Source organism: Sphingobium sp. TomTYG74, from assembly GCF_055393875.1.
Map to the genome: position 1 here is coordinate 762,211 of NZ_AP027342.1, position 24,413 is coordinate 786,623.

General features: G+C 62.3%; 22 protein-coding genes. 9 read left to right on the top strand and 13 right to left on the bottom strand.

Going from position 1 to position 24,413, the window contains the following annotated elements:
• Position 1: 1 nt before the first annotated feature.
• Positions 2 to 3,070, bottom strand: a complete 3,069-nt coding sequence (locus ACZ5TB_RS16430) for a CHAT domain-containing protein (RefSeq protein WP_464793271.1) — start codon at positions 3,068 to 3,070, stop codon at positions 2 to 4.
• A 424-nt stretch (positions 3,071 to 3,494) separates the two neighbouring features.
• Here ACZ5TB_RS16430 and ACZ5TB_RS16435 point away from each other — a divergent pair, with 424 nt between their 5' ends.
• The 3 genes from ACZ5TB_RS16435 to ACZ5TB_RS16445 are packed head-to-tail and all read left to right on the top strand — an operon-like array spanning position 3,495 to position 5,839.
• Entirely contained in the window at positions 3,495 to 3,812 is a 318-nt protein-coding gene (locus ACZ5TB_RS16435) for a helix-turn-helix domain-containing protein (protein WP_464792751.1), read from the top strand.
• Positions 3,802 to 5,508 carry a SulP family inorganic anion transporter gene (locus ACZ5TB_RS16440; RefSeq protein WP_464792752.1) on the top strand — a complete coding sequence of 569 codons (1,707 nt, stop codon included), beginning with the start codon at positions 3,802 to 3,804 and terminating at the stop codon, positions 5,506 to 5,508. The genes ACZ5TB_RS16435 and ACZ5TB_RS16440 overlap by 11 nt, the downstream gene beginning before the upstream one ends.
• A 22-nt stretch (positions 5,509 to 5,530) precedes the next feature.
• Positions 5,531 to 5,839, top strand: a complete 309-nt coding sequence (locus ACZ5TB_RS16445) for an alkylphosphonate utilization protein (RefSeq protein WP_449469547.1) — start codon at positions 5,531 to 5,533, stop codon at positions 5,837 to 5,839.
• Positions 5,840 to 5,850: 11 nt separating this feature from the next.
• On the opposite strand, the gene ACZ5TB_RS16450 is transcribed toward ACZ5TB_RS16445, so the two are convergent.
• A complete protein-coding gene (locus ACZ5TB_RS16450) occupies positions 5,851 to 8,403 on the bottom strand; it encodes a cation-translocating P-type ATPase (protein WP_464793272.1) in 2,553 nt (850 codons plus the stop codon).
• 52 nt (positions 8,404 to 8,455) lie between these two features.
• Positions 8,456 to 10,888, bottom strand: a complete 2,433-nt coding sequence (gene ppsA, locus ACZ5TB_RS16455; RefSeq protein WP_464792753.1) for a phosphoenolpyruvate synthase — start codon at positions 10,886 to 10,888, stop codon at positions 8,456 to 8,458.
• A 157-nt stretch (positions 10,889 to 11,045) separates the two neighbouring features.
• Between ppsA and ACZ5TB_RS16460 the strand changes: the two genes are divergently transcribed.
• The 4 genes from ACZ5TB_RS16460 to ACZ5TB_RS16475 are packed head-to-tail and all read left to right on the top strand — an operon-like array spanning position 11,046 to position 15,734.
• Entirely contained in the window at positions 11,046 to 12,635 is a 1,590-nt protein-coding gene (locus ACZ5TB_RS16460) for an MBL fold metallo-hydrolase (RefSeq protein ID WP_464792754.1), read from the top strand.
• A 14-nt stretch (positions 12,636 to 12,649) separates the two neighbouring features.
• Positions 12,650 to 13,321: an NAD(P)H-dependent oxidoreductase gene (locus tag ACZ5TB_RS16465; RefSeq protein ID WP_464792755.1), complete on the top strand. Its 672-nt coding sequence runs from the start codon at positions 12,650 to 12,652 to the stop codon at positions 13,319 to 13,321.
• 44 nt (positions 13,322 to 13,365) lie between these two features.
• The gene (locus ACZ5TB_RS16470) at positions 13,366 to 14,853 is read left to right on the top strand and encodes a thymidine phosphorylase family protein (RefSeq protein WP_464792756.1); all 1,488 of its coding nucleotides are present in this window, start codon (positions 13,366 to 13,368) and stop codon (positions 14,851 to 14,853) included.
• Positions 14,850 to 15,734: a ribose-phosphate diphosphokinase gene (locus ACZ5TB_RS16475; protein ID WP_464792757.1), complete on the top strand. Its 885-nt coding sequence runs from the start codon at positions 14,850 to 14,852 to the stop codon at positions 15,732 to 15,734. Before ACZ5TB_RS16470 ends, ACZ5TB_RS16475 begins: the two co-directional genes overlap by 4 nt.
• A gap of 1 nt (position 15,735) precedes the next feature.
• Here the strand turns inward: ACZ5TB_RS16475 and ACZ5TB_RS16480 are convergent, their stop codons facing one another.
• Positions 15,736 to 16,155, bottom strand: coding sequence for a CBS domain-containing protein (locus tag ACZ5TB_RS16480; RefSeq protein ID WP_464792758.1), 420 nt, complete (start codon positions 16,153 to 16,155; stop codon positions 15,736 to 15,738).
• A 24-nt stretch (positions 16,156 to 16,179) separates the two neighbouring features.
• Entirely contained in the window at positions 16,180 to 17,151 is a 972-nt protein-coding gene (locus ACZ5TB_RS16485; RefSeq protein WP_464792759.1) for a 1-phosphofructokinase family hexose kinase, read from the bottom strand.
• Between the two features lie 116 nt (positions 17,152 to 17,267).
• On the opposite strand from ACZ5TB_RS16485, the gene ACZ5TB_RS16490 reads away from it, so the two are divergent.
• Complete coding sequence (locus ACZ5TB_RS16490) at positions 17,268 to 17,600, top strand: hypothetical protein (RefSeq protein ID WP_464780600.1); 333 nt, start codon at positions 17,268 to 17,270, stop codon at positions 17,598 to 17,600.
• Between the two features lie 38 nt (positions 17,601 to 17,638).
• Entirely contained in the window at positions 17,639 to 17,791 is a 153-nt protein-coding gene (locus ACZ5TB_RS16495) for a hypothetical protein (protein WP_464792760.1), read from the top strand.
• Positions 17,792 to 17,810: 19 nt separating this feature from the next.
• Here the strand turns inward: ACZ5TB_RS16495 and ACZ5TB_RS16500 are convergent, their stop codons facing one another.
• The 8 genes from ACZ5TB_RS16500 to ACZ5TB_RS16535 all read right to left on the bottom strand — a co-directional run bounded on the left by ACZ5TB_RS16500 (position 17,811) and on the right by ACZ5TB_RS16535 (position 24,306).
• On the bottom strand, positions 17,811 to 18,488 hold the full coding sequence (locus ACZ5TB_RS16500) for a phosphoribosyltransferase (RefSeq protein WP_464792761.1): 678 nt from the start codon (positions 18,486 to 18,488) through the stop codon (positions 17,811 to 17,813).
• A complete protein-coding gene (locus ACZ5TB_RS16505; protein ID WP_464792762.1) occupies positions 18,485 to 19,141 on the bottom strand; it encodes a dienelactone hydrolase family protein in 657 nt (218 codons plus the stop codon). Before ACZ5TB_RS16505 ends, ACZ5TB_RS16500 begins: the two co-directional genes overlap by 4 nt.
• 2 nt (positions 19,142 to 19,143) lie before the next feature.
• The gene (locus ACZ5TB_RS16510; protein ID WP_464792763.1) at positions 19,144 to 20,487 is read right to left on the bottom strand and encodes an erythromycin esterase family protein; all 1,344 of its coding nucleotides are present in this window, start codon (positions 20,485 to 20,487) and stop codon (positions 19,144 to 19,146) included.
• A 32-nt stretch (positions 20,488 to 20,519) separates the two neighbouring features.
• Positions 20,520 to 20,942: a CBS domain-containing protein gene (locus tag ACZ5TB_RS16515; RefSeq protein ID WP_464792764.1), complete on the bottom strand. Its 423-nt coding sequence runs from the start codon at positions 20,940 to 20,942 to the stop codon at positions 20,520 to 20,522.
• Between the two features lie 135 nt (positions 20,943 to 21,077).
• Complete coding sequence (locus tag ACZ5TB_RS16520) at positions 21,078 to 21,353, bottom strand: response regulator transcription factor (protein WP_464792765.1); 276 nt, start codon at positions 21,351 to 21,353, stop codon at positions 21,078 to 21,080.
• Between the two features lie 2 nt (positions 21,354 to 21,355).
• Positions 21,356 to 21,781 carry a response regulator gene (locus tag ACZ5TB_RS16525; protein ID WP_464792766.1) on the bottom strand — a complete coding sequence of 142 codons (426 nt, stop codon included), beginning with the start codon at positions 21,779 to 21,781 and terminating at the stop codon, positions 21,356 to 21,358.
• A gap of 34 nt (positions 21,782 to 21,815) precedes the next feature.
• Positions 21,816 to 22,454, bottom strand: coding sequence for a response regulator transcription factor (locus tag ACZ5TB_RS16530; RefSeq protein ID WP_464792767.1), 639 nt, complete (start codon positions 22,452 to 22,454; stop codon positions 21,816 to 21,818).
• Complete coding sequence (locus tag ACZ5TB_RS16535) at positions 22,423 to 24,306, bottom strand: PAS domain S-box protein (protein WP_464792768.1); 1,884 nt, start codon at positions 24,304 to 24,306, stop codon at positions 22,423 to 22,425. Before ACZ5TB_RS16535 ends, ACZ5TB_RS16530 begins: the two co-directional genes overlap by 32 nt.
• Positions 24,307 to 24,413 lie beyond the last annotated feature (107 nt).

Consider the following 24,413-nt stretch of genomic DNA (forward strand, 5'->3'; position numbering starts at 1 on the left):
ATCAGCGTCGGGCGATCAACGGACGGGCGCCATCGCCTATGACGGCAAAGCCGGACCAGTAGAAGGGATGCGAAGTGTCCGCGTCATCCATCAGCTGAATCTGGGCCGAACGCAGCGCCTCAGCCACTGGTTGGTCGGGAGCCGCCGCGAACAGCCCGGCCATCAGCCTTTCGGTCGCGCGATATTCTTCCGGAGCAGGCCAGTGGCTCGCGATGATGGAACGGCCACCCGCGCCGATGAATGCGCGCACCAATCCGTCGAGCGCTCCGCCGCTGCCGGAAAGCCCGGCCGCGCGGGTCGTTTCGGCCCCCGCCGCCCCGGCCGTGTCGCAGGCCGACAATATGACAAGGTCCGCATCCAGCCGCAGGTCGAAGATTTCGCCAAATTGCAGCAGGCCGTCCGACCCGGCTTTGGGCGCAAAACTGGTCAGCAAGGCAGGACGGGCCGGGCATCCCGCGCGCGGCGGCGTGACAAGGCCGTGGGTCGCAAAATGCAGGATACGGAAGTGGTTGAGGTCATTGCGCGCCTTGACCACTTCATCTGTGAAAGCCGCCCCGGTGACGAGTTCGCTGCCCGATGTTCCAACCGCCTGCGCCGCCTGACGCAATTCGTCCGCTGGTATCGGGTGATTCCATTGGGCAGGCGACCAGCTACAATCGTCAGCCTGACCGGGCAACGCGCCACGCGTCAGGGCGGCAAGCCTTGGTCCGGCAATCGGCGCATTGTCGCCAAAGCCGATATAGCTTTGCGGTGCGCCCGATGGCGGGGTCAGCCGGGCGTCGCGGAAAGCGCGGGCCGACAAGGCGGTGCTGACCGCATGATCGCGGCCGAGCCAGTCGACGCCACGAAAGTCGAACTCGTCGCCGCCCTTCTCCAGCCGCGCAGCATAGGCATCGACGCCCGGCTGACTGGCGACCAGCAGGTTAACCGGCAGTTGCAGCATCGCGCCGTCCGGCTCAAAGATCAGATGGCGCGCGGCCTTCAGCCGCTCATCGATCGGGCCGAACAGGTCGAGATAGAGGCTGCGCGCCACCGGCAGGTCGAGCGCATAGGTGGATTGCACACCCGCGACGTCGGTCGAGATCGTGTCGCGCAACGCCGCGACCTTGCGTGCCACCTCGCCAGCGCTGACAGGCAAGCGGAAGCCGGTCGCGCCCTGCCCGTCTATCCACAGGGCATAAAGGGCATCGCCAAGCTGCGCGAGCTTGTAATAGCCCTCCCCCGCTTTCAACGTTCCGCGCATTTCGCCAAGGGTCAGTGCCTGCGGGCTGACGGCGCGATATTGGGGATAGGCGGCCAGTGCCGTCAGCGTCGCGGCCTGATCGGTCGCCAGGGCGTCGATCTCTGCCTGTCGCCGCGCGATCTCATCCTGGGTCGCGCTGTCGCCCTTGCCCGCTTCACGCAATTGGGCGAGGGCGATGCGGCCGCGCTCTATATCGCGCGAGAGAGATGTCGACTGGCGGAACAGGCGCGAGGCCTCTCCGTCGCCCGCCGACAATTCGCGGCTCAGCAATTCCAGCGTCTCGGCCGCACCGGGTCGCACCAGCAATTGCGACGCTTCGAACAGGTCCGTTGCAAGTTCCGGACGTCGGGGCATTTCGGCTGTGAGCAGCGTGAAATAGGGCTGCAACTGGTTCGCCATCGCCGTCAGCGTGCCACGATTGGCCACGGTGGACGTCATGATCGCGCGATAGGTCTTCAGCGCCTCATCCGTCCGCCCGCGCCGCACGAGGAAGGCGCCCAGCCGGGCACGCGCGCCGTTGAGGGCCATCGTTTCGGGATATTGCGCGGCGATCAGGCTGACGGCCTGATTGAGCCGCGCCTCGGCACCGCCATAATCCTGTTCCGCTTCGTGCGTCAGCGCGATCTCGCCCAGCAGTTGCGCGCGCAGCCGGGTGATCGATGTCACGCGGCCATCGCGCACCTGCTGCACGTCGTTAAGCGCCTGGACGAGCACTGTGCGCGCCTCCTGCGGCTTACCCGACAGGCGCAAGATGGTGCCGCGCAATTGCTGTGCTTGCGCATCGAGTATGGCCGCCCGCTCACGCGGCGTAAGTGCTGTATCCTGCCGTACGCCCAGTGCCCGCGTTTCAGGCGAGCCGCTGCTCAATTCCGCGGCCACGTCGCCCGGCAAGGTCACTGCGCCATCAGTGCCAGCGACAAGCGCCGTCCCGCCTTCCAGCGACTGGTCGAGCACGGCGAGCGCGCCCTGAAGGTCCTGCTGATTGAGGTGATGCACCGCTTGGAAATTACGGCGCAGGCGGAGCTGGACAGCATCTGCCGTCGGCACGGCGCGAGCCTGGGCAAAGGCGGCATCGGCCTGATCGAACAGGCCAAGGTTGGACAATTGCAAACCGTGGTTCACGAGATATTCGTGTTGTCGGTTCGCCCGTTCGGCGGGGCTTAGGGCTTTCGTATCGGGATCACGGGCGAGGCGATCGGTCAGGCTGTCGAAAAATTCCGCAGCCTCGGCATAATTGCCCGACGCGTTACGGCGATAGCCCTCCGCCAACACAGTCTGCGGATCGAGGGTCGCAGCCTGCATCCGGGCGAAAGCCGCTGCGTTGCTGCCGCCCGTCGTGACGATGTCGATCTTGCCCGGCACGGTGCGGCCCAAGGCGACGGTGCGCAGGCCAAGGTCCAGGACCGTGTCATAGGGCGCGAAGCCCTGCGTCACATAAAGCGTCTTACCCCGTTCGGCGGACAGGATGCGGTAAGCGCCCGCGTCGCTGGAACAATTGCGGACTGTTACAGCACCAATATCGGGCAAGGTCATGCCGCCCGGCGCGCCGCAGTTCACGGACGATCGCCGCGATGCCGACAGTCTTTCAAGCAGCGCCGCTTCGCTATCGGCCTCGCTCCGCCGGAAGGCATGGATGCGGCCTACCGGACGCGCGGCGTCACGACATACAACGGCCCAGGCGCGATCGAACATGGTGCGGCTTGCCGGATCGCCGTTGACGCTCTGCGCCTGACAAAGCGCTCCGCCGCCACTGCCGATGCGAAAGCTGTCCTGCAACAGCGGCCGGTCGAGCTCCGGTTGCGCGGCCAGCGCGGATGACAGGCCCAAAGCGCCCAGCCCGGCCAAGATCCGACAAAAATTTCCTATAGTGCCCAAGGCTATCCCCCCAGCCTCGCCGGATCTATCCGTGCAAGCCCCCCATGGCGGGACCCGGCGCGCTCTTCATAGCGCCACCCCAGCTTGCCGCAAGGTAAAAGAGGGGTGTCGCGCCGATCCGATGCGGCGCTTAAACCAGCATTTCGTTGGAGGTGAGGCTTCGGGTTGCTCTTCCTTCCGCGCGAGAAACTGATGCGGCGAAATGGTGCGTGAGGACGACGGTCCTCCGGACTATTCAGTTTGACTTCATTGCGACGGTGGGTCTGCTGTCGCCAGTCCGACAAATCCGATAAAAGAAATCTGGATTTGGCCTCTTGCATTGCATATATATGTTCAAAGATTGCAATTTGATGTTTTATACATCATTCGAGGACCAATGATCACTTCTCAGCAAATGCGGGCCGCGCGAGCATTGCTCGGAATCGATCAGCGCCAACTCGCCGCTTTGTCGAGCGTGTCGCTGCCGACGATTCAGCGCATGGAAGCTTCCGATGGGCAGGTGCGAAGCGTCGTTGATACATTGGTGAAGGTGATCAGCGCGCTCGAAGCGGCAGGGATCGAGATTATCGGCGAGAATGCCCCGAGTAGTGGCGCGGGACGCGGTGTCCGCCTGAGGGAAACAGAGTCCGGCCAGCAACCCCGGCGCGTGCCCTCCGTGCTGTTCGATCAGACGGCCCAAGACGATGGATCGTAACGCACGACTTCTCGCCTTCACGCCCAAGCTGATCACGGTCCTGCGCGAGGGCTATTCGGCCGATCGCCTGCGGCGCGATTGCATTGCCGGACTCACTGTCGCGATTGTCGCCCTGCCCCTTGCCATGGCGCTGGCGATCGCGAGTGGAGCGTCTCCTGACAAGGGGCTCATCACAGCCGTTATAGCCGGTTTCCTGATTTCGGCGCTCGGCGGCTCACGGGTCCAGGTCGGTGGGCCGACCGGCGCCTTTGTCGTCGTCGTTTTCGGGGTCATCGCCCAACATGGCTATGACGGACTGCTCCTGGCGACGCTGATGGCTGGGCTGATGCTGGTCATAGCGGGATATTCGGGTCTGGGCAGTCTCGTCCGCTTCATACCCCAACCCGTCGTCATCGGCTTCACCGCAGGCATCGCCGTCATTATCGCGTCGAGCCAGGTGAAGGATTTTCTAGGCCTGCGGATAGACGGCGGCGTCCCTGCCGATTTCATCCCCAAATGGCAGGCCTATTTCTCTGCGCTGGGCAGCATCCAGATACTGAGCTTGGCGATTGGCGCCGGGTCGCTGGCGCTGATCATCGCCCTGCGCAAATGGGCGCCACGGGCGCCGGGATTCCTGATCGCGGTCATATTGGCGGCAGCGTTGGCGGCGCTGCTCCAGTTGCCGGTGGAAACGATCGGATCGCGCTTTCCCAACCTGCCCACCGGAATTCCTGTCCCCGCATTGCCAGATTTCTCTCTTGCCAAGCTTCAGGCGGTCGTCCCCTCTGCCTTCACGATCGCGTTTCTGGCGGGAATCGAGGCGCTTCTGTCCGCGGTCGTGGCCGATGGCATGATCGGATCAAGGCATCGATCCAATCAGGAGCTTGTCGGCCAGGGCATCGCCAACATCGCATCCGCATTGTTCGGTGGCCTGCCAGCGACGGGCGCCATCGCCCGCACAGCGACCAACATCAAGGCGGGCGCCATCACGCCGATCGCGGGCATGATGCATGCGCTGTTCCTGTTGCTGTTCATCCTGTTCGCCTCAGATCTCATGGCGTTCGTGCCGCTGGCAGCACTCGCCGCCATCCTGTTCATGGTCGCCTGGGGCATGAGCGAACATCATCGCTTCATCCAGTTGCTGCGGATGCCCAATGGCGACCGGGGCCTGTTGCTGCTGACCTTCGGCCTCACTGTTCTGGTCGATCTCACCGTGGCGATCGGCGTAGGCGTGACGCTGGCTTCGCTGCTTTTCATGATGCGCATGAGCCGCACGGTGGAGATTGCGAACGACAGCGGTAATGGAACGCCGCCATCCGAAGAAAGGGAGGACATCCACCAGCGCGATGCGCTTCCGCCGGGTGTCGAGGTGTTCCGTGTCGATGGGCCGGTCTTCTTTGGCGTCGCGAATGAATTGCTCGATACGCTGCGGCGGGTCGGCCCCACGCCGAAGGTCATCATTCTTCGGCTGCGGCAGGTGCCCCTGCTTGATGCAAGCGGCGTGACGGCGATCGAGGAAATCGTCCGGCAAGCGGCCTCCGCCGGGACGCAGATCATCGTTTCAGGCGTCCAGGCACAACCCATGGCGATGCTCAAGCGGGTATCGCTGGGACCGGCGGATCGGCGCGTCATCTTCAGCGATGATTTTCCCGATGCCCTTCGCCTCGCAAGGGCGATCATTCTCGCACCAACTTCCGCGGCCCAGCGGCTCAACTAACCAACAGAAACAGGGATTTGAAATGACCGATACAAACGACGAGTATGTATATGACGAAGCGTCGGGCGAGTGGATCTCCGCGGCGGAGGCTGCGGCCAAGGACCAGCTCGCAGACCGGGTTGAAGTGCATGATTCCGCCGGTAACCTTCTGGCGGACGGCGACAGCGTCATCACGATCAAGGATCTGAAGGTGAAGGGCGCCGGGCAGACGCTGCGCAAAGGCACCGTGATCAAGTCGATCAGGCTGACCGGCGACCCACAGGAAATCGACTGCCGCTATGAGGGCATCAAAGGCTTGGTTCTCCGGGCGGAGTTTGTGCGCAAGCATTGATCTGGGGCAGGTCAATCCGCGCGCGCGGCGCGACGTGCGTTCCATCCCATGCGGCCCTTGAGCAGTTCGCATAGAAGGAGAACGCAGGCTGGCAGCAGGATCAGGAGGGCCAAATCCGTCAGCTTCAACGGAGCAAAGTCCAGAACCTGGCGCAGAGGTTCCAGCATGAATATCAGTGCGCAAGCCAAAAGGACGAGCAGCGCGACATAGCGCAGCGAAACATTGTGTCGCCAGACGGCGCTCGTCAGGGATGTACTGAAGGACCGATTGACCAGCACCAACGCCATGATGGACGCCACCAGCCCGAAGAAAAGGAGCGCTCGCACGCGGCCGGGATCATAGCCCCATAGGCTTGCACAGACATGGAGAGCGAGGAGCAGCGCGAAGGCAATCCCGCCATAAGCGATGCTAGGCAGGACGAGACGCCCGGAAAAGAGGCGTTCGTCCGGATTGCGCGGTGGCCTGCGTATGATACGGTTTTCTTCCCGTTCGGCTTCGAAGACGAGCGCGCACACCGGATCGATTATCATTTCGAGAAGGGCTATCTGGATTGGCCCCAGCACCAGCGGAAGGTCCAGCAGAAGTGGGGAAACGGCAAGCCCTGCGATCGGCACATGCACGGCGAAGATGAAGCCGATGGCTTTGCGGATATTGTCGTAGATACGGCGGCCAAGCCGAATGGCGACGACGATGGCACCGAAATCATCCTCAACCAGGACGATGGCCGCAGCCTCCCGGGCTACATCCGTGCCGCGCTTGCCCATGGCGATGCCGATATGGGCGGCCTTTAGCGCCGGTGCGTCGTTGACACCGTCGCCGGTCATGGCAACCACTTCCCCTGCCGCTTTGAGCGCCGAGACAATTCGCAACTTCTGTTCCGGCATGGTGCGCGCAAAAATAGCGACGTCCTTCACCCCCGCGCAAAGCTCCGCGTCGGACATTGCCGCGACGTCGCCGCCGGTCATGAGCGCGCCTGCGCCGATCCCCGCCTGTAGCGCAATAGCCTGCGCGGTGGCGGGATAGTCGCCGGTGATCATGACCACCCGGATCCCGGCCGTGTGGCATTGGGCGACGGCTTCCGGAACCCCCGCCCGCAGCGGGTCGGACAAGCCGATCAGCCCGAGAAGACCGAACTCGTGCGCTTCATGCCCTATCCCGACATTTGGCTCCGCTATATTGGCAGAAGCCACGCCCAGAACACGCATCCCGCGAGCCGCCATGACCTGAACCGCCTGCTCAAGGGCCGAACGTGCCCCTTCATCCAGCCGACAAAGGCGCGCGATTGCTTCCGGCGCGCCCTTCGCCGCAACAAGCAATGGTTCCCCGGCGTTCGCGGGCCGCCAGACATTGGACATTGCCAGGAGGTCCGGCTGAAGACCATTGGTGTGGACCAGAAGCCAGTCTTCGCGGGCGGGAACCCGCACATCCCGAGCAGCGGTGTGGAATGCCACCTCCATCGGATCGACCGGCACGGGAGCGCTCGCCAACGCGGCCGCGCTGATCAGGTCATGGAATGGCGCTTGCGGTAATCCCTCGCCAAGGACCGCCGCCTCACCTGACGGCAGCCACAATTCCATGACGGTCATCCGGTTCTGGGTCAGAGTCCCGGTCTTGTCTGTACACAGGACCGTGGCTGCGCCCAGAGCTTCTATGGCGGACGCGCGCCGGGTAAGCACGCCAACCTGTGCAATGCGCCACGCGCCCATGGCGAGAAATATGGTGAGGACCACCGGAAACTCTTCAGGCAGCAACGACATTGCCGTCGCGATCCCGGCCAGCAGCGCGGCCATCCAGTCGCCCCTCAGCCATCCGTACAGCAGGACCACCAGCAGCGCGACGGCGACCCCGCCGACCGCGCACAGGCTGACCATTCGGGTGGTTTCCTTGTGAAGATGCGGAGCCTCTGTCTCCAATGTTTCGAGGAACCGTCCGATCTGGCCAATCCGGCTGTGCGTGCCGGTAGCCGTCACCCGTGCGATGCCCCCGCCGTGCGTCACGATCGCGCCAGAAAAGAGATGAGGGGTATCGTCGCCCCCCGGTTCCGCCCGTTCAGCATCCCCGGCGACCCCAGGCCGTTTGCGAACCGGCACAGCCTCGCCGGTCAGCAGCGATTCGTCGGCTTCAAGCTCCCGTGCCTCGACCACCAGCGCATCCGCTGCGATCCGGTCCCCCGCTTCCAACACCAGTATGTCGCCGTTCACCACTTCACGACCGGGGATGCGCAGGGTTTCGCCGTCACGTACCACCAGGGCGCGCGGTGCCGAGAGGTCTCGCAATGCCTCAAGCGTGCGTTCGGTGCGCGCCTCCTGCACGATCGTGATGATGATCGACAAGCCAGCAAAGCCGAGCAGGACCAGCGCCTCGGTACGGTCGCCGATCAGCAGATAGACCGTGCCCGCCGCGAGCAGCATGGCGAACATCGGCTCCCGCAGCACCTCCATCGCGATGCGCAGGGGCGTCCGTCGGTTTGGCCGGGGCAATTCGTTGGGGCCATCCTCCGCCAGCCGCTCGCGCGCCTGTGACGTGGAGAGGCCGACAAGGCTTTCCTGCCCACCCGCCATCATTACGGCTATCTCCCCATGGTCGATCTGCACCTATAAGATGCTGCACCTGACATCATGCAACCGGAGATTTCTGCCTGGCCTCCGCTACGGCAACTATTTTCAGCGTGGCAACGAAGCTGTCGGGGTTGAGGGAGATGCTATCAATGCCCTCGCGCACGAGGAATTCCGCGAATTCGGGATAATTGCTCGGCGCCTGCCCGCATATTCCCACCTTGACGCCCGCCTTTCGCGCACGAGCGATGAGATCTGCGATCATCTGCATTACCGCCGGATCGCGCTCGTCGAACAGCGGTGCGAGCAGATCGGAATCACGATCGACGCCAAGGACGAGTTGCGTCAGATCATTAGAGCCGATCGAAAAGCCGTCGAAACGGGCGGCAAACTGTTCAGCGAGGACCACATTGGCCGGGATTTCCGCCATCATGTAGAGTTGCAACCCCCGTTCGCCGCGCATCAGCCCATGGCGCGACATTTCGGTGACAACCTTGTCGGCTTCGGCCAGCGTCCGGCAGAAGGGGATCATGACAATGACATTTTCAAAGCCGATCGTTTCCCGCACGAACCGGATGGCGCGGCATTCGAGTGCGAAGCCGTCGCGATACCGTTCATGATAATAGCGTGACGCCCCCCGGAAACCGAGCATGGGATTTTCTTCATGCGGCTCGAACGCGGCGCCGCCCAGCAGATGGGCATATTCATTGGTCTTGAAGTCGGATAGGCGCACGATCACAGGATGCGGATGGTGCGCGGCGGCAATCTTCCCAATGCCTCGACCCAATGTTTCGATGAAATAATCGCGGGGATTGGCGTAGCCGCGGGTCAGGTTTTCAATCTCGCGGCGCTCGGCGATGTCCGTCACCTGATCAGGGTGGGCAAGTGCCATCGGATGCACACGAATGAGATTGCTGATGATGAATTCCATCCGGGCCAGGCCTACGCCATGAGATGGGAGCCGCCACCAGCGGAAGGCTTTGGCAGGACTGGCGACGTTCAGCATCAACTGCGTCCGCGTTGCAGGCAGGCTGGCCGTATCGACCTCTTCGCCTGTGAAAGGCAACCGGCCGGGATAGACCTGACCCCGGTCGCCTTCGGCGCAGGAGAGCGTTATTTCCTGGCCCGCCGCGATGCGGCTAGTGGCATCGCCGGTGCCCACGACCGCAGGGACGCCCAGCTCGCGGCTGACAATAGCCGCATGGCTGGTCGGGCCGCCATGATCCGTGACGATGCCCGCCGCGCGCCGCATGACGGGCACCCAATCAGGATCGGTGTTGTCGGTGACGAGGATGGCTCCATCGACAAAGCTCGCTATGTCATCGGTGCTGCGAATGATGCAGGCCGACCCGGCCGCGATCGCGTCGCCGACGGCTGCGCCCGTGGCGAGCGGCGCGGGCGCCTTGGCCGTCAGCCGCCAGGTTTTGAGCGCTGTGGCGGATCGCGCGCCATGCACGGTTTCCGGTCGCGCCTGCACGATGAAGAGCTTGCCGCTTTCCCCATCCTTGGCCCATTCCATGTCCATCGCGCAGCCATAATGCTGCTCGATCAGCACGGCCCAGCGCGCCAGTTCCAGTATCTCCTCGTCTTCCAGGACATAATGCTCGCGCTCGTGATGGCTGCAATCGACCAGTTGGGTGCGCGCGCTGCCGCCCGTCGCGTAAACCAGCTTCTGTGCCTTGGCACCGATCCGCTTCTCCACGATCGGTTTCAGTCGCCCGTCCGAAAGGAAAGGCTTGAAGACCAGATAGCTGTCGGGATCGACGCGGCCCTGCACCACGGTCTCGCCCAAGCCCCAGGCCGCGCTGATGACGGCGACGCGCGGAAATCCGGTCTCCGTGTCGATCGAGAACATGACGCCCGACCCGGCCAAATCGGATCGCACCATGATCTGGATGCCGATGGAAAGCGCGATCCGCAGATGGTCGAAACCCTTGGCCTCGCGGTAGGCAATCGCCCGGTCGGTGAAGAGCGAGGCGAAACAACGCCGACATGCGTCGAGCAAGGCGCGCTCGCCAACGACGTTGAGAAAACTCTCCTGTTGCCCCGCGAAACTGGCGTCCGGCAGGTCCTCCGCTGTCGCGCTGGATCGCACCGCGACAGCGACTTCGTGCTTGCAGGCATTGCGCGATAAATCGCGATAAGCGGAGATAATGGGTTCGGCGATTTGCGGCGGCAGTTCCGCATCCAGAAGCAGGCGGCGGGCTGCCTCACCCGCTTCATGAAGCGGCATCGTCCCGCTCCGATACTGCGCTACGATGGCCGCGAGGCGGTCCCCAATGCGGTTATGGTCGATGAGCGCCCAATAGGCCCACGCCGTTGTTGCAAAGCCTGGCGGAACCTGCACGCCTGCCTTGCCGAGTATGGCGACCATCTCGCCAAGAGAGGCGTTCTTGCCACCCACGCGCCCGACATCGGCGCGTCCGAGCGCATCGAACCAGACGATCACGTCATCCTTGACGGGCGGGGGCGCAGCTAGCGTTTGTGTGGTCATGGGGCGGGAGTTTGCAGGGGCCATGCCATCAGGAACATTGGGAATGATACGGATGACAGGCGTGGGGGCCGCCTCATCCGTATAACTACGGACTGCCTCTCTCCTTCTTTGGCCTATTGAGTTATGATCGGGGAAAAGATGAGTGGGAGAAGTTCGCGTGAGTTCAGCGTTGACTCTGACATTCCACGGCGCGGCAGGCACGGTCACGGGCTCATGCATGGAACTACGGCTCGGCGATCGAGCCATCCTTGTCGACTGCGGGCTGTTCCAGGGATCGCGCACGCTTGAAACCTTGAACCACGGCGCCTTCAGCTTCGACCCCGCCAAGATCGACGCGGTTGTGCTGACCCATGCCCATATCGATCATTGCGGTCTTTTGCCCAAAATGGCGGCGCAGGGTTATAAGAGGCCAATCTGGTGCACCCCCGCGACGTCTGACCTGCTGGAATATATGCTGGCGGATGCTGGCAGGATTCAGGAAAGCGAGGCGGATCGCCGTAACCGACGCCGCGACCGCGCGGGTGAGAGCCTGTTTGTGCCCCTATACACCGAAGAGGATGCGCTGGACGCATGGCGGCTCAGTCGTCCTGTGCCGCTGGGCGACTGGTTCGATCCGGCGCCCGGATTTCGCGCGCGCTTCTGGAATGCGGGGCACATATTGGGCGCGGCGTCCGTGGAAATCGAGGCAGCGGGCGTGCGCCTGCTGATGTCGGGAGACCTGGGGCCGGTCAACAAAGCCTTCCATCCCGACCCGCAAGCCCCGACCGGCGTCGATCATGTGGTCTGCGAAGCGACCTATGGCGATCGCGCGCGGGATAAATTCACGATCGAGCAGCGCCGCAGTCAACTTGAGTCCGAGATCAAGGATGCCTTGAGCCGCGGCGGCAATCTCGTGATCCCCAGCTTTGCGCTCGAGCGGACGCAGGAAATGCTCCTCGACCTTGCCAAGCTGGCCGATGCCAACCGGATTCCCAACGTCCCGATCTTCGTCGACTCACCGCTCGCAAGCCGGGCGACCAAGGTGTTCGCGGCTCATGCTTCGGAGTTGGAGGATACGGGCGGCGAGAATATTTTTCGGCATCCCTCGATCCATTATGTCGAAGATGTCACGGAATCCATTCGGCTCAACACCATGTCGGGCGCGATCATCATGGCGGCATCGGGCATGTGCGAGGCAGGCCGCATCCGCCATCATCTGAAGCATAATCTCTTCCGGCGGGAATCGACGATCCTGTTCGTGGGTTTCCAGGCGAAGGGCACGCTTGGCCGGGTCCTGCTCGACGGCGCGCAGCGTGTCCGTATCTCCGGCGAGGACGTTAACGTACGCGCGCGCATTCGGCGGATCGACAGCTATTCCGCCCATGCCGACCGCGACGAACTGCACGACTGGATCAGTGAGCGCCGACCGATAGCCGGCAGCCTGTTCCTGGATCATGGCGAACCCGAAGCGGTGGCAGCGTTGCGGACCCTCGTTCAGGCAGACGATCCCGCCACAAATATCATCGCGCCGCAGATCGGCGAGGTCTACGCGCTTGAGCCGGGAACGCAGGCGAAGCGCATCCAGACAGGCCGCGTGGACATGGAACAGCTGAGCGGGCCGGATTGGCAGAATGATTATGCCGACTTTATCACCCATCTCAAACAGCATCTTGGCCGCATCAGGAACGAGCGGGCGCGCCGCGAGGCCCTCGCCCAAATGCGGCGCATACTGGATGGATATGAGGAGGCGAGACATCGCCATAAGTGAAGATGGAGGTTCCGATGCCCCGAGTTGCTCCTTCTCCTATCCGGCATGCAGTGGTGCTCGCGCACCCTGATCCCCACAGCTTCAACGCCGCCATCGCCCATGCCTATTGCCAGGCCGTGGAGGCTGCGGGGCAACAGTCTATCCTGCGCGACCTGTACGCCATGAATTTCGACCCGGTGCTGAAGAATGGCGAACGGCCTGATCGCAAGGGCTACCACCTGTCTCCCGACGTAAAGGCGGAACTGGACATATTGCGCGGCGCCAATGTGGTCGTCTTCGTCTTTCCGATCTGGTTCGGCATGCCGCCAGCCATGCTTGTCGGCTATATCGATCGCGTTCTGGGCGCGGGAACGACTGTGCGTCAGGTTCAGGACAAGTCAGGTGAAGGACTGCTCGGCAAGGGTCATCTCTGCGCTATCACGACCTCTGGTGCTTCGGAGGACTGGCTTGACGCCCAGGGTCAGACAGAGGCGCTTCGCGCGCTTTCGGGCACCTACCTCTTCCGCGCCTTTGCGATGCAATCATCCGAGGCGCTGCATATCGGGGACGTGATAGAGAGCGCGGATACCGCCTTTTTCGAGAGCCAACTCCAGCGGGTCCGCGACCGCGCCGCCAGCATCTGCGCGCGCGTGGCCGAGGAACTCTTTGGAACGCCCCTGCCCCCACGCACGAGCGACGGAAGCTGAAAATTCCCGATGGGCGAAGGGCAACGACATGAGGTGGGCAGGCCATGCTGACGATCAAGCGTCTGGCGATCGACACTTATCCGGAAAACACCGCCTTTCTTCTGCGCCAAAGCAACGGCTATTCTGCGGAACAATTTCAGGCGCTGCGCAAGATACGGGTCAGCGGGGACAGCGCCGAAATCCTCGCGACGCTGGCGCTCGTGGACGAGCCGACAATGCTGAAGCCGGGAGAGATCGGCCTGGGCGAGCAGGCGTTCCGGCGGCTCGGCTTGCCCGAAGGCACGCCAGTAGCGATCGAACAGGCGATGCCGCCGACCAGCCTGGAATTTGTCCGTCGGAAAATCGACGGCGACACGCTGCAGGATGACGAAATTTCAGTCATCATCCGGGACATCGCCGCGCATCGCTATTCCCCTATGGAAATCGGTGCGTTCCTGGTCGCCTGCGCCAGCTTCATGAGCACGCAGGAAACGCTGGCGGTTACCTGCGCGATGGCCGATGTCGGCAACCGTTTCGACTGGAAAGCCCCGCTCGTGGTGGACAAGCACTGTATCGGCGGCATTCCGGGCAACCGCACATCGATGATCGTGGTGCCGATCGTAGCGGCCCACGGCCTCATCATGCCCAAAACCTCGTCACGCGCGATCACCTCCCCATCGGGCACGGCCGACACGATGGAAGTGCTCGCCAATGTCGATATATGCGAGGCGGACATGCGCGCTATCGTCGCCCGCGAAAAGGCGGTGCTGGCCTGGGGCGGCCGGGTGAACCTGTCGCCAGCGGACGATGTGCTGATCTCGGTCGAGCGGCCGTTGCGGATTGACACGTTCGACCAGATGGTCGCCTCCATCCTGTCCAAGAAACTGGCGGCGGGTTCCACGCATCTGGTGCTCGACATACCCGTCGGCCCAACAGCGAAGGTCCGCACACAGGATGATGCAGTCCGGCTACGCAAGCTGTTCGAACATGTGGCCGACAAGATCGGTCTCGTGATCGACATCGTGACCACGGATGGATCGCAGCCTGTCGGTCGCGGAGTCGGGCCGGTACTCGAGGCACGCGATGTCATGGCCGTGCTGCGCAACGACGGCGATGCTCCGCCAGACCTTCGCGAACATGCCCTGTTTCTGGCCGGACGAGTGCTCGATTTCGATCCCGCGCTGCGGGGTGGCAGAGGCTATGCGCGGGCGATGGAACTGCTCGCCTCGGGTGAGGCACTTGCAGCAATGGAACGGCTGATCGAGGCGCAGGGGCGGCAGATGACCCGATATGCGCCGGGCGAGCATGTTCACGAGATTCATGCGCCCCATGATGGACGGGTGAACGCGATTGATTGCCATCGCATAGCGCGCATCGCCCGGCTTGCCGGCGCGCCGATGGACAAGGGCGCCGGCATCGACCTGCTGCACAAGGTTGGCAGCGACGTCCGCAAGGGTCAGGCGCTGTATCGTATCCATGCCCAGTCGCGAACCGGCCTCGGCTTCGCGCGCGATCTGGCAATGGAGGATTCCGGCTATGAGGTCGCTCGATGAGCACGGTCTTTTTCGCCTTCGACGATGCTATAGCACCGGCGCGCAGGCTGGGAGCGCTGTTGAGCGTGCCGACGATCCCCATCGAGGTCCACCGATTTCCAGACAGGGAATGCCTGGTTCGCGTGCCGGCGCCAGCTCGCACCGCCATCTTCTATCGCTCACTCGACGATCCCGACCACAAGATCATCGAATTGTTGCTGGCGGCCTCGGCGGCGCGCGATCAGGGCGCGGAACGCGTCATTCTGGTCGCGCCCTACCTTGCCTATATGCGGCAGGACAAAGCCTTCCATTCCGGAGAAGCCGTCAGCCAGAAAGTCATCGGCGGCCTGATAGCCAGCCATTTAGATGGACTGGTGACGGTCGACCCTCATCTCCATCGCATAACCACCCTGAGCGAGGTCATTCCCGGCATCCCTGCGATCAGCCTATCCGCCGCGCCCCTACTCGCTACGCAGATCGACGCGCGGGATAATCCCGTCATCATCGGGCCGGACAGTGAATCCCGTCAATGGACCGAGGCTATCGCAGCACCACTGGGCCTCAGCACGCTGGTGGCAACGAAGCAGCGGCTGGGCGACCGGCAGGTGAGGCTTGCCATCCCTGGTATCAATAAGGTTCGTGGCCGCCGCGCCATATTGGTGGACGACATGATTGCCAGCGGCCAGACGTTGATCGAGGCGGCGCGGCTTCTGCACGACACAGGCGCGAAATCGGTTGAAGCTATCGTGACACATTGCCTGGCCAGTGCCGACGATCTTGCCATCATGAAGACAGAGCGTATCGCACCCATTTTCAGCAGCGACAGTATCGATGGACCTACGAGCAAAGCCCATCTCGCGCCCCTGATCGGCACCGCGCTGCGCGACAACGGGCTGGTTTAGATCATCTATCCAGCAGAAAGCGTAGAATGTCGGCGCGGCTGATCAATCCGACCAGCTTGCCGTGCGACATGACGGGGAGCCGTTTCAGTTTACGCTGCTCCATTATCCCGATTGTCTCTTCCAACGATGCCTGTCCGTCCACGGTGACGGGTGGCGCGGACATTATATCTGAAACTTCTCTTGAACCAAGCAAGCGTGCGCGCTCTGCGCTGTCAGCCTCAACCAAGGCATCGAGCCGCAACGCCCCGCCATCTCGCCTGAAGAAGTCGCCTTCCGAGACAATGCCCCGCAAATGGCCTTCCCCGTCTAGCACGGGAAGCGCACTGATGCGGTGATCGCCCATGCATCGGATCGCATCGGCCAAAGAAGCGTCCACCGTTGTGCTGGCCGCTCCCAACGTCATGACATCGCTTGCTTTCATGACCATCATCCTTCTTTCGCCAGGTTAGGCCTGTGCGCCCGCCCGAATTGCTTCCAGCGATGCTGGCGCTATCGATGGCACGAGGGCGAACAGGCGCTCGACATCCTCGCGATGGCACAGGTCAGTGCCCGGCGTGAGCACCGCCGCCGCACCCGCGGCAATCCCGTAGCGGAATGCCTCGACGGGGTCGCGCTCACAGCCGAGCGCGAAAGCCATTGCCGCCAAGAAACTGTCGCCAGCCCCCACTGCGCTCCTGGTTTCCACAGGGATGGCAGGCAATCGCCAGGTCCCTGAGCGGCTAGCCAGTATCGCGCCGTCGCGGCCCATCGTCACGGCCACATATTCCGCCTTGCCGCCATCCACGATTTCCTGCGCGGCGGCGCAGATTTCGCTTTCCTCCATCAACGCTCGGCCAACCAGTTGCCGCAACTCACCGATGCTGGGTTTGACAAGATAGAGGCCCCCGCCGCTGACCGCCTCTTGCAGCGCCTTGCCTGAAGTATCGAGGATGAGGCGCATGCCGTGGCGTTGCGCCAGCTGACGCACCTGGCTGTAGAAATCGTCCGGCACGCCGGGAGGCAGCGATCCGCTGGCGACAAGAAATTCCGCCTGCGGACCATCGAGATGATGCAGGGCAGCTTGCCATTCCTCGGCCGTCAGCTCTGGCCCCTGTGGCACGACACGATATTCCTTACCCGTCTCCCGCTCATAGATGGATGTGCTGATGCGGGTGTCGCCTGCAATGGGTATGCGGAACCGGACCAGCCCATGCTGATCCAGCAGCCCGTCGAGCGTAGGCCCGGTTGCTCCACCGGACAGATAATAAGCGCGCGCCGTGCCGCCCAGCCGCGCAATCACCCGAGCCACGTTGATGCCACCCCCGCCCGGATCATAATGTTCCTGGCGCGCCCGCATCTTGCGGGTGTGAAAGACCCGATCCGCCTCATAGGCGACATCGATGGCCGGATTCATCGTGAGCGTGACTATCCTCTTCATGCCCGTGAGGCTATGCGCCCCTCCCGACGGCTGGAATAAGTATATGTCCCGATGGGCGACGCATCCCGGACGTGGGAAATAGGCTTCTCCATCTTGTCAGTTGAAGGAGCATCGCAATGCGAACACTTCCGCTATTGGCCGCTGTGTTGATCATCAGCGCGTGTAAGCCGGCGAACGAGACGGAAGCGCCCGCGCCCCAGGCGAATGGTTCGACGATGAACTATGTCGAGGAGATCGCGGCCTTGCCCAAAGAGGCCCGCGATGCGGCCTTTTTCCGTGCTATCCGGGATGCTGGCCTGCCTTGCCAGCAAGTAATCGACAGCGGCCCGATGCCCGGAACCACCGCGCCGTCCGCCGCCTGGAGGGCGCAATGCGAGGATAAGGCTTATCATCTCATCCAAATCCAGCCCGACGGATCGGCCGTGGTCGCCAGCCGGACCAACCCTTGAGGCCGAACCGTGCACTGCTGGCCCGCCGGAGAGTAACCATGACGCAACGGGACAGGCCCGCGACACGTCTATGGCTGATATTGGCCATAGTCGCAGCCGCGTTGATCCTTACCCTGCTGGCCACCCAATTGATCAGCGGAGAATGGCTATGGATCATCCTGAACGGGCTATTGCAGCACGAACTGGGCTGAATTTGCCGCGAGGTCCCAATCACGCCGATTGGGTATTTTTTTGCCGACGCGCATCAGTCAGCAGCTTGACCACTTCGGCATCGCTCGTCTGATCGAATACCACATAATGCGCGCCGACCGCATAGAAGGGATGGGGTTCGTAAAGGCAGATGATGTCGTCGCATTCCTCCCGCAGACCTGCGATCACCGCCGCAGGCGCTACCGGAACCGCCAGAATGAGCCGCGCGGGATGCGCCTTGCTCATGCCCTTCAGCGCCGCCTTGATCGTGCCTCCGGTTGCTATGCCGTCATCCACCACGATCACGGTACGGCCCGCGACCGGAATGGGTTCATTATTCCCCAGATAGGCGAGCCGACGCCGATCGATTTCAGCCAACTGCTTGCGCATCTCGGCGCGAATATACTCCGGCGTGGGCGCCAACTGCCGCACGATTTCCTCATTGAGGACGAGTTGTGGCTCGGCACCGTCAACCACCGCGCCAATGCCCAGTTCCTCGTAACCCGGCGCACCGAGCTTACGCACGAAGAGAAGATCCAGGTCGGCATCAAGCGCTCTTGCCACCTCGAAGGCGACTGGCACGCCTCCTCGCGGCAAGGCAAGAACCAGCGGATGGCTCGGCGCAAAACGTGCCAGCGCCTTGGCCAAATGGACGCCTGCATCACGACGATCGTGAAACAGCATGGATTGAGGCTTCATCGGGTCTCCCCCTTCAGGTGAGAGTTGAACCAACGTCTGGCCAGGCTGATGACCTGATCGAGTGTTCCGGGCTCCTCGAACAAATGGCTCGCTCCGGGCACGATGACCAGTTCCGCAGGCGCCGTCATGAGCGCCTTTGCGTCATGATTGAGGCTCACCACATCACGGTCCAGACTGCCGACGATCAGGAGCGTCGCGGCACGAACCCGGCCCAAAGCCTCAGCCCCCGCAAGATCCGGTCTGCCGCCACGAGAGACAAGGGCAGCAGCCCTGTCATCGGGCATCGAAGCAGCAATGATCGCGGCCGCTGCGCCTGTGCTCGCGCCGAAATAGCCAAGCGGCAGCTTGGCGAGCGGCGGCATGCCGTCGGCCCAGTCAGCAGCCTCCCTCAACCGGCGCGCAAGCAACTGCACGTCGAAGACATTGCGTCGGTCCAGCTCTTCCTGCGGCGTCAACAGGTCGACCAGCAAAGTCGCGAGCTGGGAGCGTTGCAAACCAGCGGCCACATATTGGTTGCGCGGGCTGTGCCGCCCGCTGCCGCTGCCATGAGCGAATATCACCAAGCCCGTCGCGCCATCCGGCATGTCGAGGAAGCCCTGCAGCCCATGCTTGCCGATTGTCACATCCTGCCGGTTCACCGTTATCTGCGTCATGGTCATAATCCGAAAGGCCAGGTTTCCGGCGCGCCTGAAGGGCGTTCCGGTCCCAATGGCGTTACCGCCGAGGTCTGTTCGAACCAGACCCAGGCATCGAATTGCTCCGCCAGCACAGCCTCGAAATAATGGCTGAGCCGCTCCGTTTCGGGCCGATAAACGACGCCGATCGCGCGCTCTAGGAGCGCGTGGCCGAGCAACTCCCGCAGCGCTTCCTTGCCCGGCCCCCGCCAGTCAGTCAGGCTGCGAACGACGCCCGTGCGCCGGAACGCATGTTCATAACTGTCCGGGCGTGCGGGACGGATGGACTTGATCTCCATCGCCCCGCCCCAGTCGCTGGCCGCCGCGACAAGTCCTGTGTCAGTCCCAAAGCCGATCGACACGGCATCGTCACCATAGGCGAGGCGGCAAAGCTGGCCGATGTTGAATTCACCCTGCCAACCCATCGCCGTTGCGGCTGCATTGCCGACATGGCTGTTATGCGCCCAGATGACCGCTTTGGTTCCGCTGCCGCGATGCGCCATCAGCGCCTGGAGCGTTTCGAACATGTGTCGGTCGCGCAGGTTCCAGCTTTCGGTCGAGCTGCGGTACATGGCGCGATAATAGCGTTCCGCGGCGCGAACTATGCGGGCGTTCTGATAGGCATCGAACCATGCCTCGCCATCCTGTTTGAGCAGGTCCAGCCTCTGATCGAGAAGCTGGCGAAGCTGAGCCACCACGCCATCTTCACACCCTTTGCCACCGGAAAGAGTGACTGCCCGTCCATAATGCGCGGGTTCATCTTGCCATGGCGTCAGGCATCCATAGCGGCGGCGCGCGTCCTCCGCCTCGGCCGGATCGGCCTTGTCTAGATAGGTCAACACGGCATGGATGGATTCGCTGAGACTGTAGACATCCAGGCCATGGACTGATGCCTGGCGCGCTTCCGCCACGCCCTGATTATGTCCCCGCAGCCAATCGGCGAAGGCCAGCACTTCCTGGTTGCGCCACATCCATGTCGGGAAGCGTATGAACACATCGCCCCGCCTGGGACGCGGCGCCTGGTGCCTCACATAATCGTCAATGCGCGCGGCATCGGGCCAGTCCGCTTCTACCGCCACGACCGTGAAGCCGTGCCGCTCTATCAGCCGGCGGGTGATCGCGGCGCGTGCCCGGTAGAATTCGGAACTTCCATGTGTCGCCTCGCCCAGAAGGACGACCCTGGCATCTCCGAACCGATCGAAACAGGCACCGAAGTCGTCCACCTTGTCAGGCGAGGGCAATGGCTCAGCATGGTGCCTGAGAGCCTGTACAAGCTCATCGGGCGCTTGAGTAGTCGAGCGGTCAAACATCGTTGCCTGGGTCATCTTCTTCCTCACATCGTCAGGATGTCATTCCCTCAGGCGTGATGGCTGCTCACCGCCCCCATGACTTCAATCGCAAGATCGCGGTGGCCACAGTGCGAGACGTCACCCAGCGACAGGATACCGACCATGTTCGATTGATCATCCACAACCGGCAGACGGCGGACCTGTCGGCTTTCCATCACCCTGATCGCATCCTCGATGCTGTCTTCGGCATGACAGAAGACGACAGGCTTCGACATGATGTCTGCGGCTGTCATCGCTCTTGCCTGTCCGTTCCCGGCAAAGCCGCGCAAGGCGATGTCTCGGTCCGTCACGATCCCCAACGGCGTGTTGCCATCGCTCACCGGGATCGCGCCTATATCCTTTTCCCTCATGATCCGGGCCAGTTCGGCGAGGCCGGTGTCCGGCGCCACCCGATCGACTCCGGGATGCATGACTTCCGACACATAGGTCATGATTTTCTCCAATCCATGACGCCATCAAATGGACTCAGGCGCCATGATCGCGAAATCGGCGGCAATAGGTATTGGGGAATATACGAGGTGTCAGGCGGGCCGGGCATGATAGCGGACGGCTGCTTTTGAGAACCGCTATGGGGTCGGGGCGCTGTCGATGCCTGGGCGTGGCAAGCCCTTGAGAAGATAAAGCGCAACAAGCTGGGCCACCGATTGTACTTCCAGCTTGCGCATCAACCTCGCGCGATGGACCTCGACGGTCCTGTGGCTGATGCCCAGCAACTCGCCGGTCTGCCGATTGGTAAGGCCATTGGCGACCGCCACAAGCACTTCACGCTCGCGCGGCGTCAAAAGGTCCAGAGCGACAGCGGAAGAGCGTCGCTGTGGCTGCTTCTTGGTTATGCCCGTCATGGTCACACCTGCGGATCCACGTCCCGCGTCGTCGCATCGATAACCGCATTGACGAGCGCGGACTCCTTGCAAGGCTTGTCGAGCACTGCATCAAAGCCGTGCGCGATCGCCTTCTGCATCAATTCGGTCGAGCCGAAGGCGGTCACCATTATAGCCCGCCCCTTCCATCCCGCCGAGCGGAGCGCGGCCAATACCTGAAGGCCGTCATGCCCCGCCATCAGGTAATCGGTCACCAGACAAGCCGGATTATTCGCCTTCACCTCGGCGATCAGCAATTCCGGTATCGCGAAAGAGCGGACGTTAAACCCTCGTCCCTGCAACAGGAGTTGCATCGACCTCCTCGATCCCGCGTCGTCGTCCAATATGACTATGGGGATTGGTAGAACGGCCATTGTCTTCGCGCCTTGCGCCGCAGGATTCAGCAACATGCGCGAGTGGTGGCACGGCGGCGTCGCTACGTCTTTAAGTATTGATCCCAGTCAGGTCCTTCTGTCCCATCCTCGCGGCAAAGGCGATCCGCAGCGCATCTGACAGGCTGTGGACATGCAGTTTTGTCATGAGGTTAGCCCGATGCACCTCCACCGTTCGCGAAGATATGCCAAGATCATAGGCGATCGTCTTGTTGGGAAGGCCCTGAGCAAGTCCTTCCAGCACTTCCCGTTCACGTGCCGTCAGGGCGCCGATGATCACGTCGGCACTGGCGGCCTGTGCCGCTGCACCCTGGGCAGAGCGGACGCGGCCGAAAGCGCGCTCGATCGCGTCGATCAATAGGGTCTTTTCAAACGGCTTTTCCAGAAAATCGACCGCACCCGCCTTCATCGCCTGCACGGCCACCGATACCTCGCCATGACCGGTCATGATGATGACAGGCATCGTGATCCCGCGCTCCGCCATGGTCCGCTGTACCTCCAGACCGTCAATTCGGGGCATGCGGACATCCAGCAGGACACAGCCCGCCTCCACCGATCGCAAATCCTTCAAAAATTCGGCCCCCGAACGCCACACCTCGACCGCATAGCCTGAGGTCTTGAGCATGTAGCCGACCGATCGCCGGATGGAATCCTCGTCATCAACGATGTGAATGAGCTTCCTGTCGGTCATATGCCTCCTCCGCCTGCGCTCGAATGAGGGTGAAATGGAAATCGGTGCCTTGCCCCTTGTGCGTATCCATCCATATCTTGCCGCCGTTCACTTCCACGATCGTGCGGCATATGGACAGACCCAGGCCCATCCCTTCGGGTTTGGTGCTGACAAATGCGGTGAACAACTGCTTGGCGACGCCTGGCGCCATACCGCAACCGGTGTCCGATACGGTGACCTGGATGTTACCGTCCTTTTCGGCACGGCTTGAAATGGTGAGCCTTTTAATCGGGCTATCGACCATCGCTTCGCACGCATTCCGAATAAGATTGATAAGGACCTGCTGGATCTGAACCTTATCGACCAGCACGGGTGACGCACCGGGATCGAGATCGAAATGCACCTCAATCCCCATCTCCCTCGATCCCGCTAGTCCCAGCACCGAGGCTTCATCCACAAGGTCGGGCAAGCTTTCGATGGTTTTTTCCACTTCGCCTCGCGAAACAAATTCCCGAAGCCGACGCACAATCTGCCCCGCCCTCAGAGCTTCGCTGGCGGCCTCCCCCAGCGCTTCCCGCATCATGGGCCATTCGCTTTTGTCGGGGCTGGTCATCTGATCGCGAACCGCCTCGACATAATTTGTGACCGCCGCGATCGGTTGATTAAGCTCATGCGCCAGCGTTGAGGCCATGGTGCCCATCGCACTGACCCGCGTCACGTGGATGAGTTCGGCCTGCAAGGTCGCCATCTGCTGCTCAATCATACGTCGTTCGGTAAGATCGCGAACGAAGCCGGTGAATATCCGCTCATTTCCCCGCACCGCTTCCCCGATGTACAGTTCCATCGGAAAGAGCGATCCATCGGCCCGCTGGCCAAAGGCCACCCGCCCCTTGCCAATGATCCGCTTTTCACCGGTTTCCAGATAACGGTGGATATAGCTGTCATGACGCTCACGATCCGGCGACGGCATGAGCATTCGCACATTCCTGCCCAACACCTCAGATTCCGTGAAACCGAAAAGCGCCTCTGCCGCAACGCTGAACGAGAGCATCTTGCCGCTTTCATCAATGACCACCATGGCATCGGGGACGGTAGACAAGATGGCGGTTAATTGGCTTTCGTGGGCACGCAACCGGTCTTCGGCGGAACGCTTTTCGGTGATATCGGAAATGATCTTCGCAAAGCCCCGCAGTTCCCCGCCTTCGTCGTAAAGAGCCGTCCAGCTGACGGCCGCAAGGAATTCCGACCCATCCTTGCGGAGCCGCCAATCCTCTTCCTCGAACCTTCCCTCCTTGCGCGCGCGCTCGATGTCGGCTTGCGGCTTGCCGACGGCAACGGCTTCGCTGGGATAGAATAGGGCGCTTGGCTGGCCCAGTATCTCTTCCTCGGTCCATCCCTTGAGCCGCTCGGCCCCCCGGTTCCAGATCGTGACCCGCCCCATCGGATCGAGCATGTAGATGGCCAGGCCTTGAGCACCGTCGATCAACAGGTTCAGCTCCATGGCCATCTGTTCGCTCGCCTTCGCCGCCAATTCAGCCCGCTCCAAACGCAGGTTGGCCTTACCAACGAAACGGATCATCAGGATGATGATGGCGGCTGTGGCGCCAAACATGACCCCTTCGAATATGTCGTGGCCTTGGACGGCGGGCCTGCCCAGGAAAAGGAAGTTCGCGGCAATGCCGAGCAATGTGGCAAGGATTGCTGGCCCTTCACCCACCCACAGCGCGATGGCCATGACGGCGACGATAAATGGCATATAGGCCGACCTGTCGCCCAGCCAGGGATCTAATAAAATCCGCACCGCCGATGCGATTGCAACAGCGAGGACAGTCGCCGCATAGCCAGCCAAGGGCGCGGTTATCCGCTTGAGCACTGCCTCACCTGTCGAAGGAGTTCACTTCGCTTATGCGACGCTATCTCTTTCAGGTTCGCCAAGAAATACGAACTAATGAATGCCGATTTAAAATTATGAAAATCAAC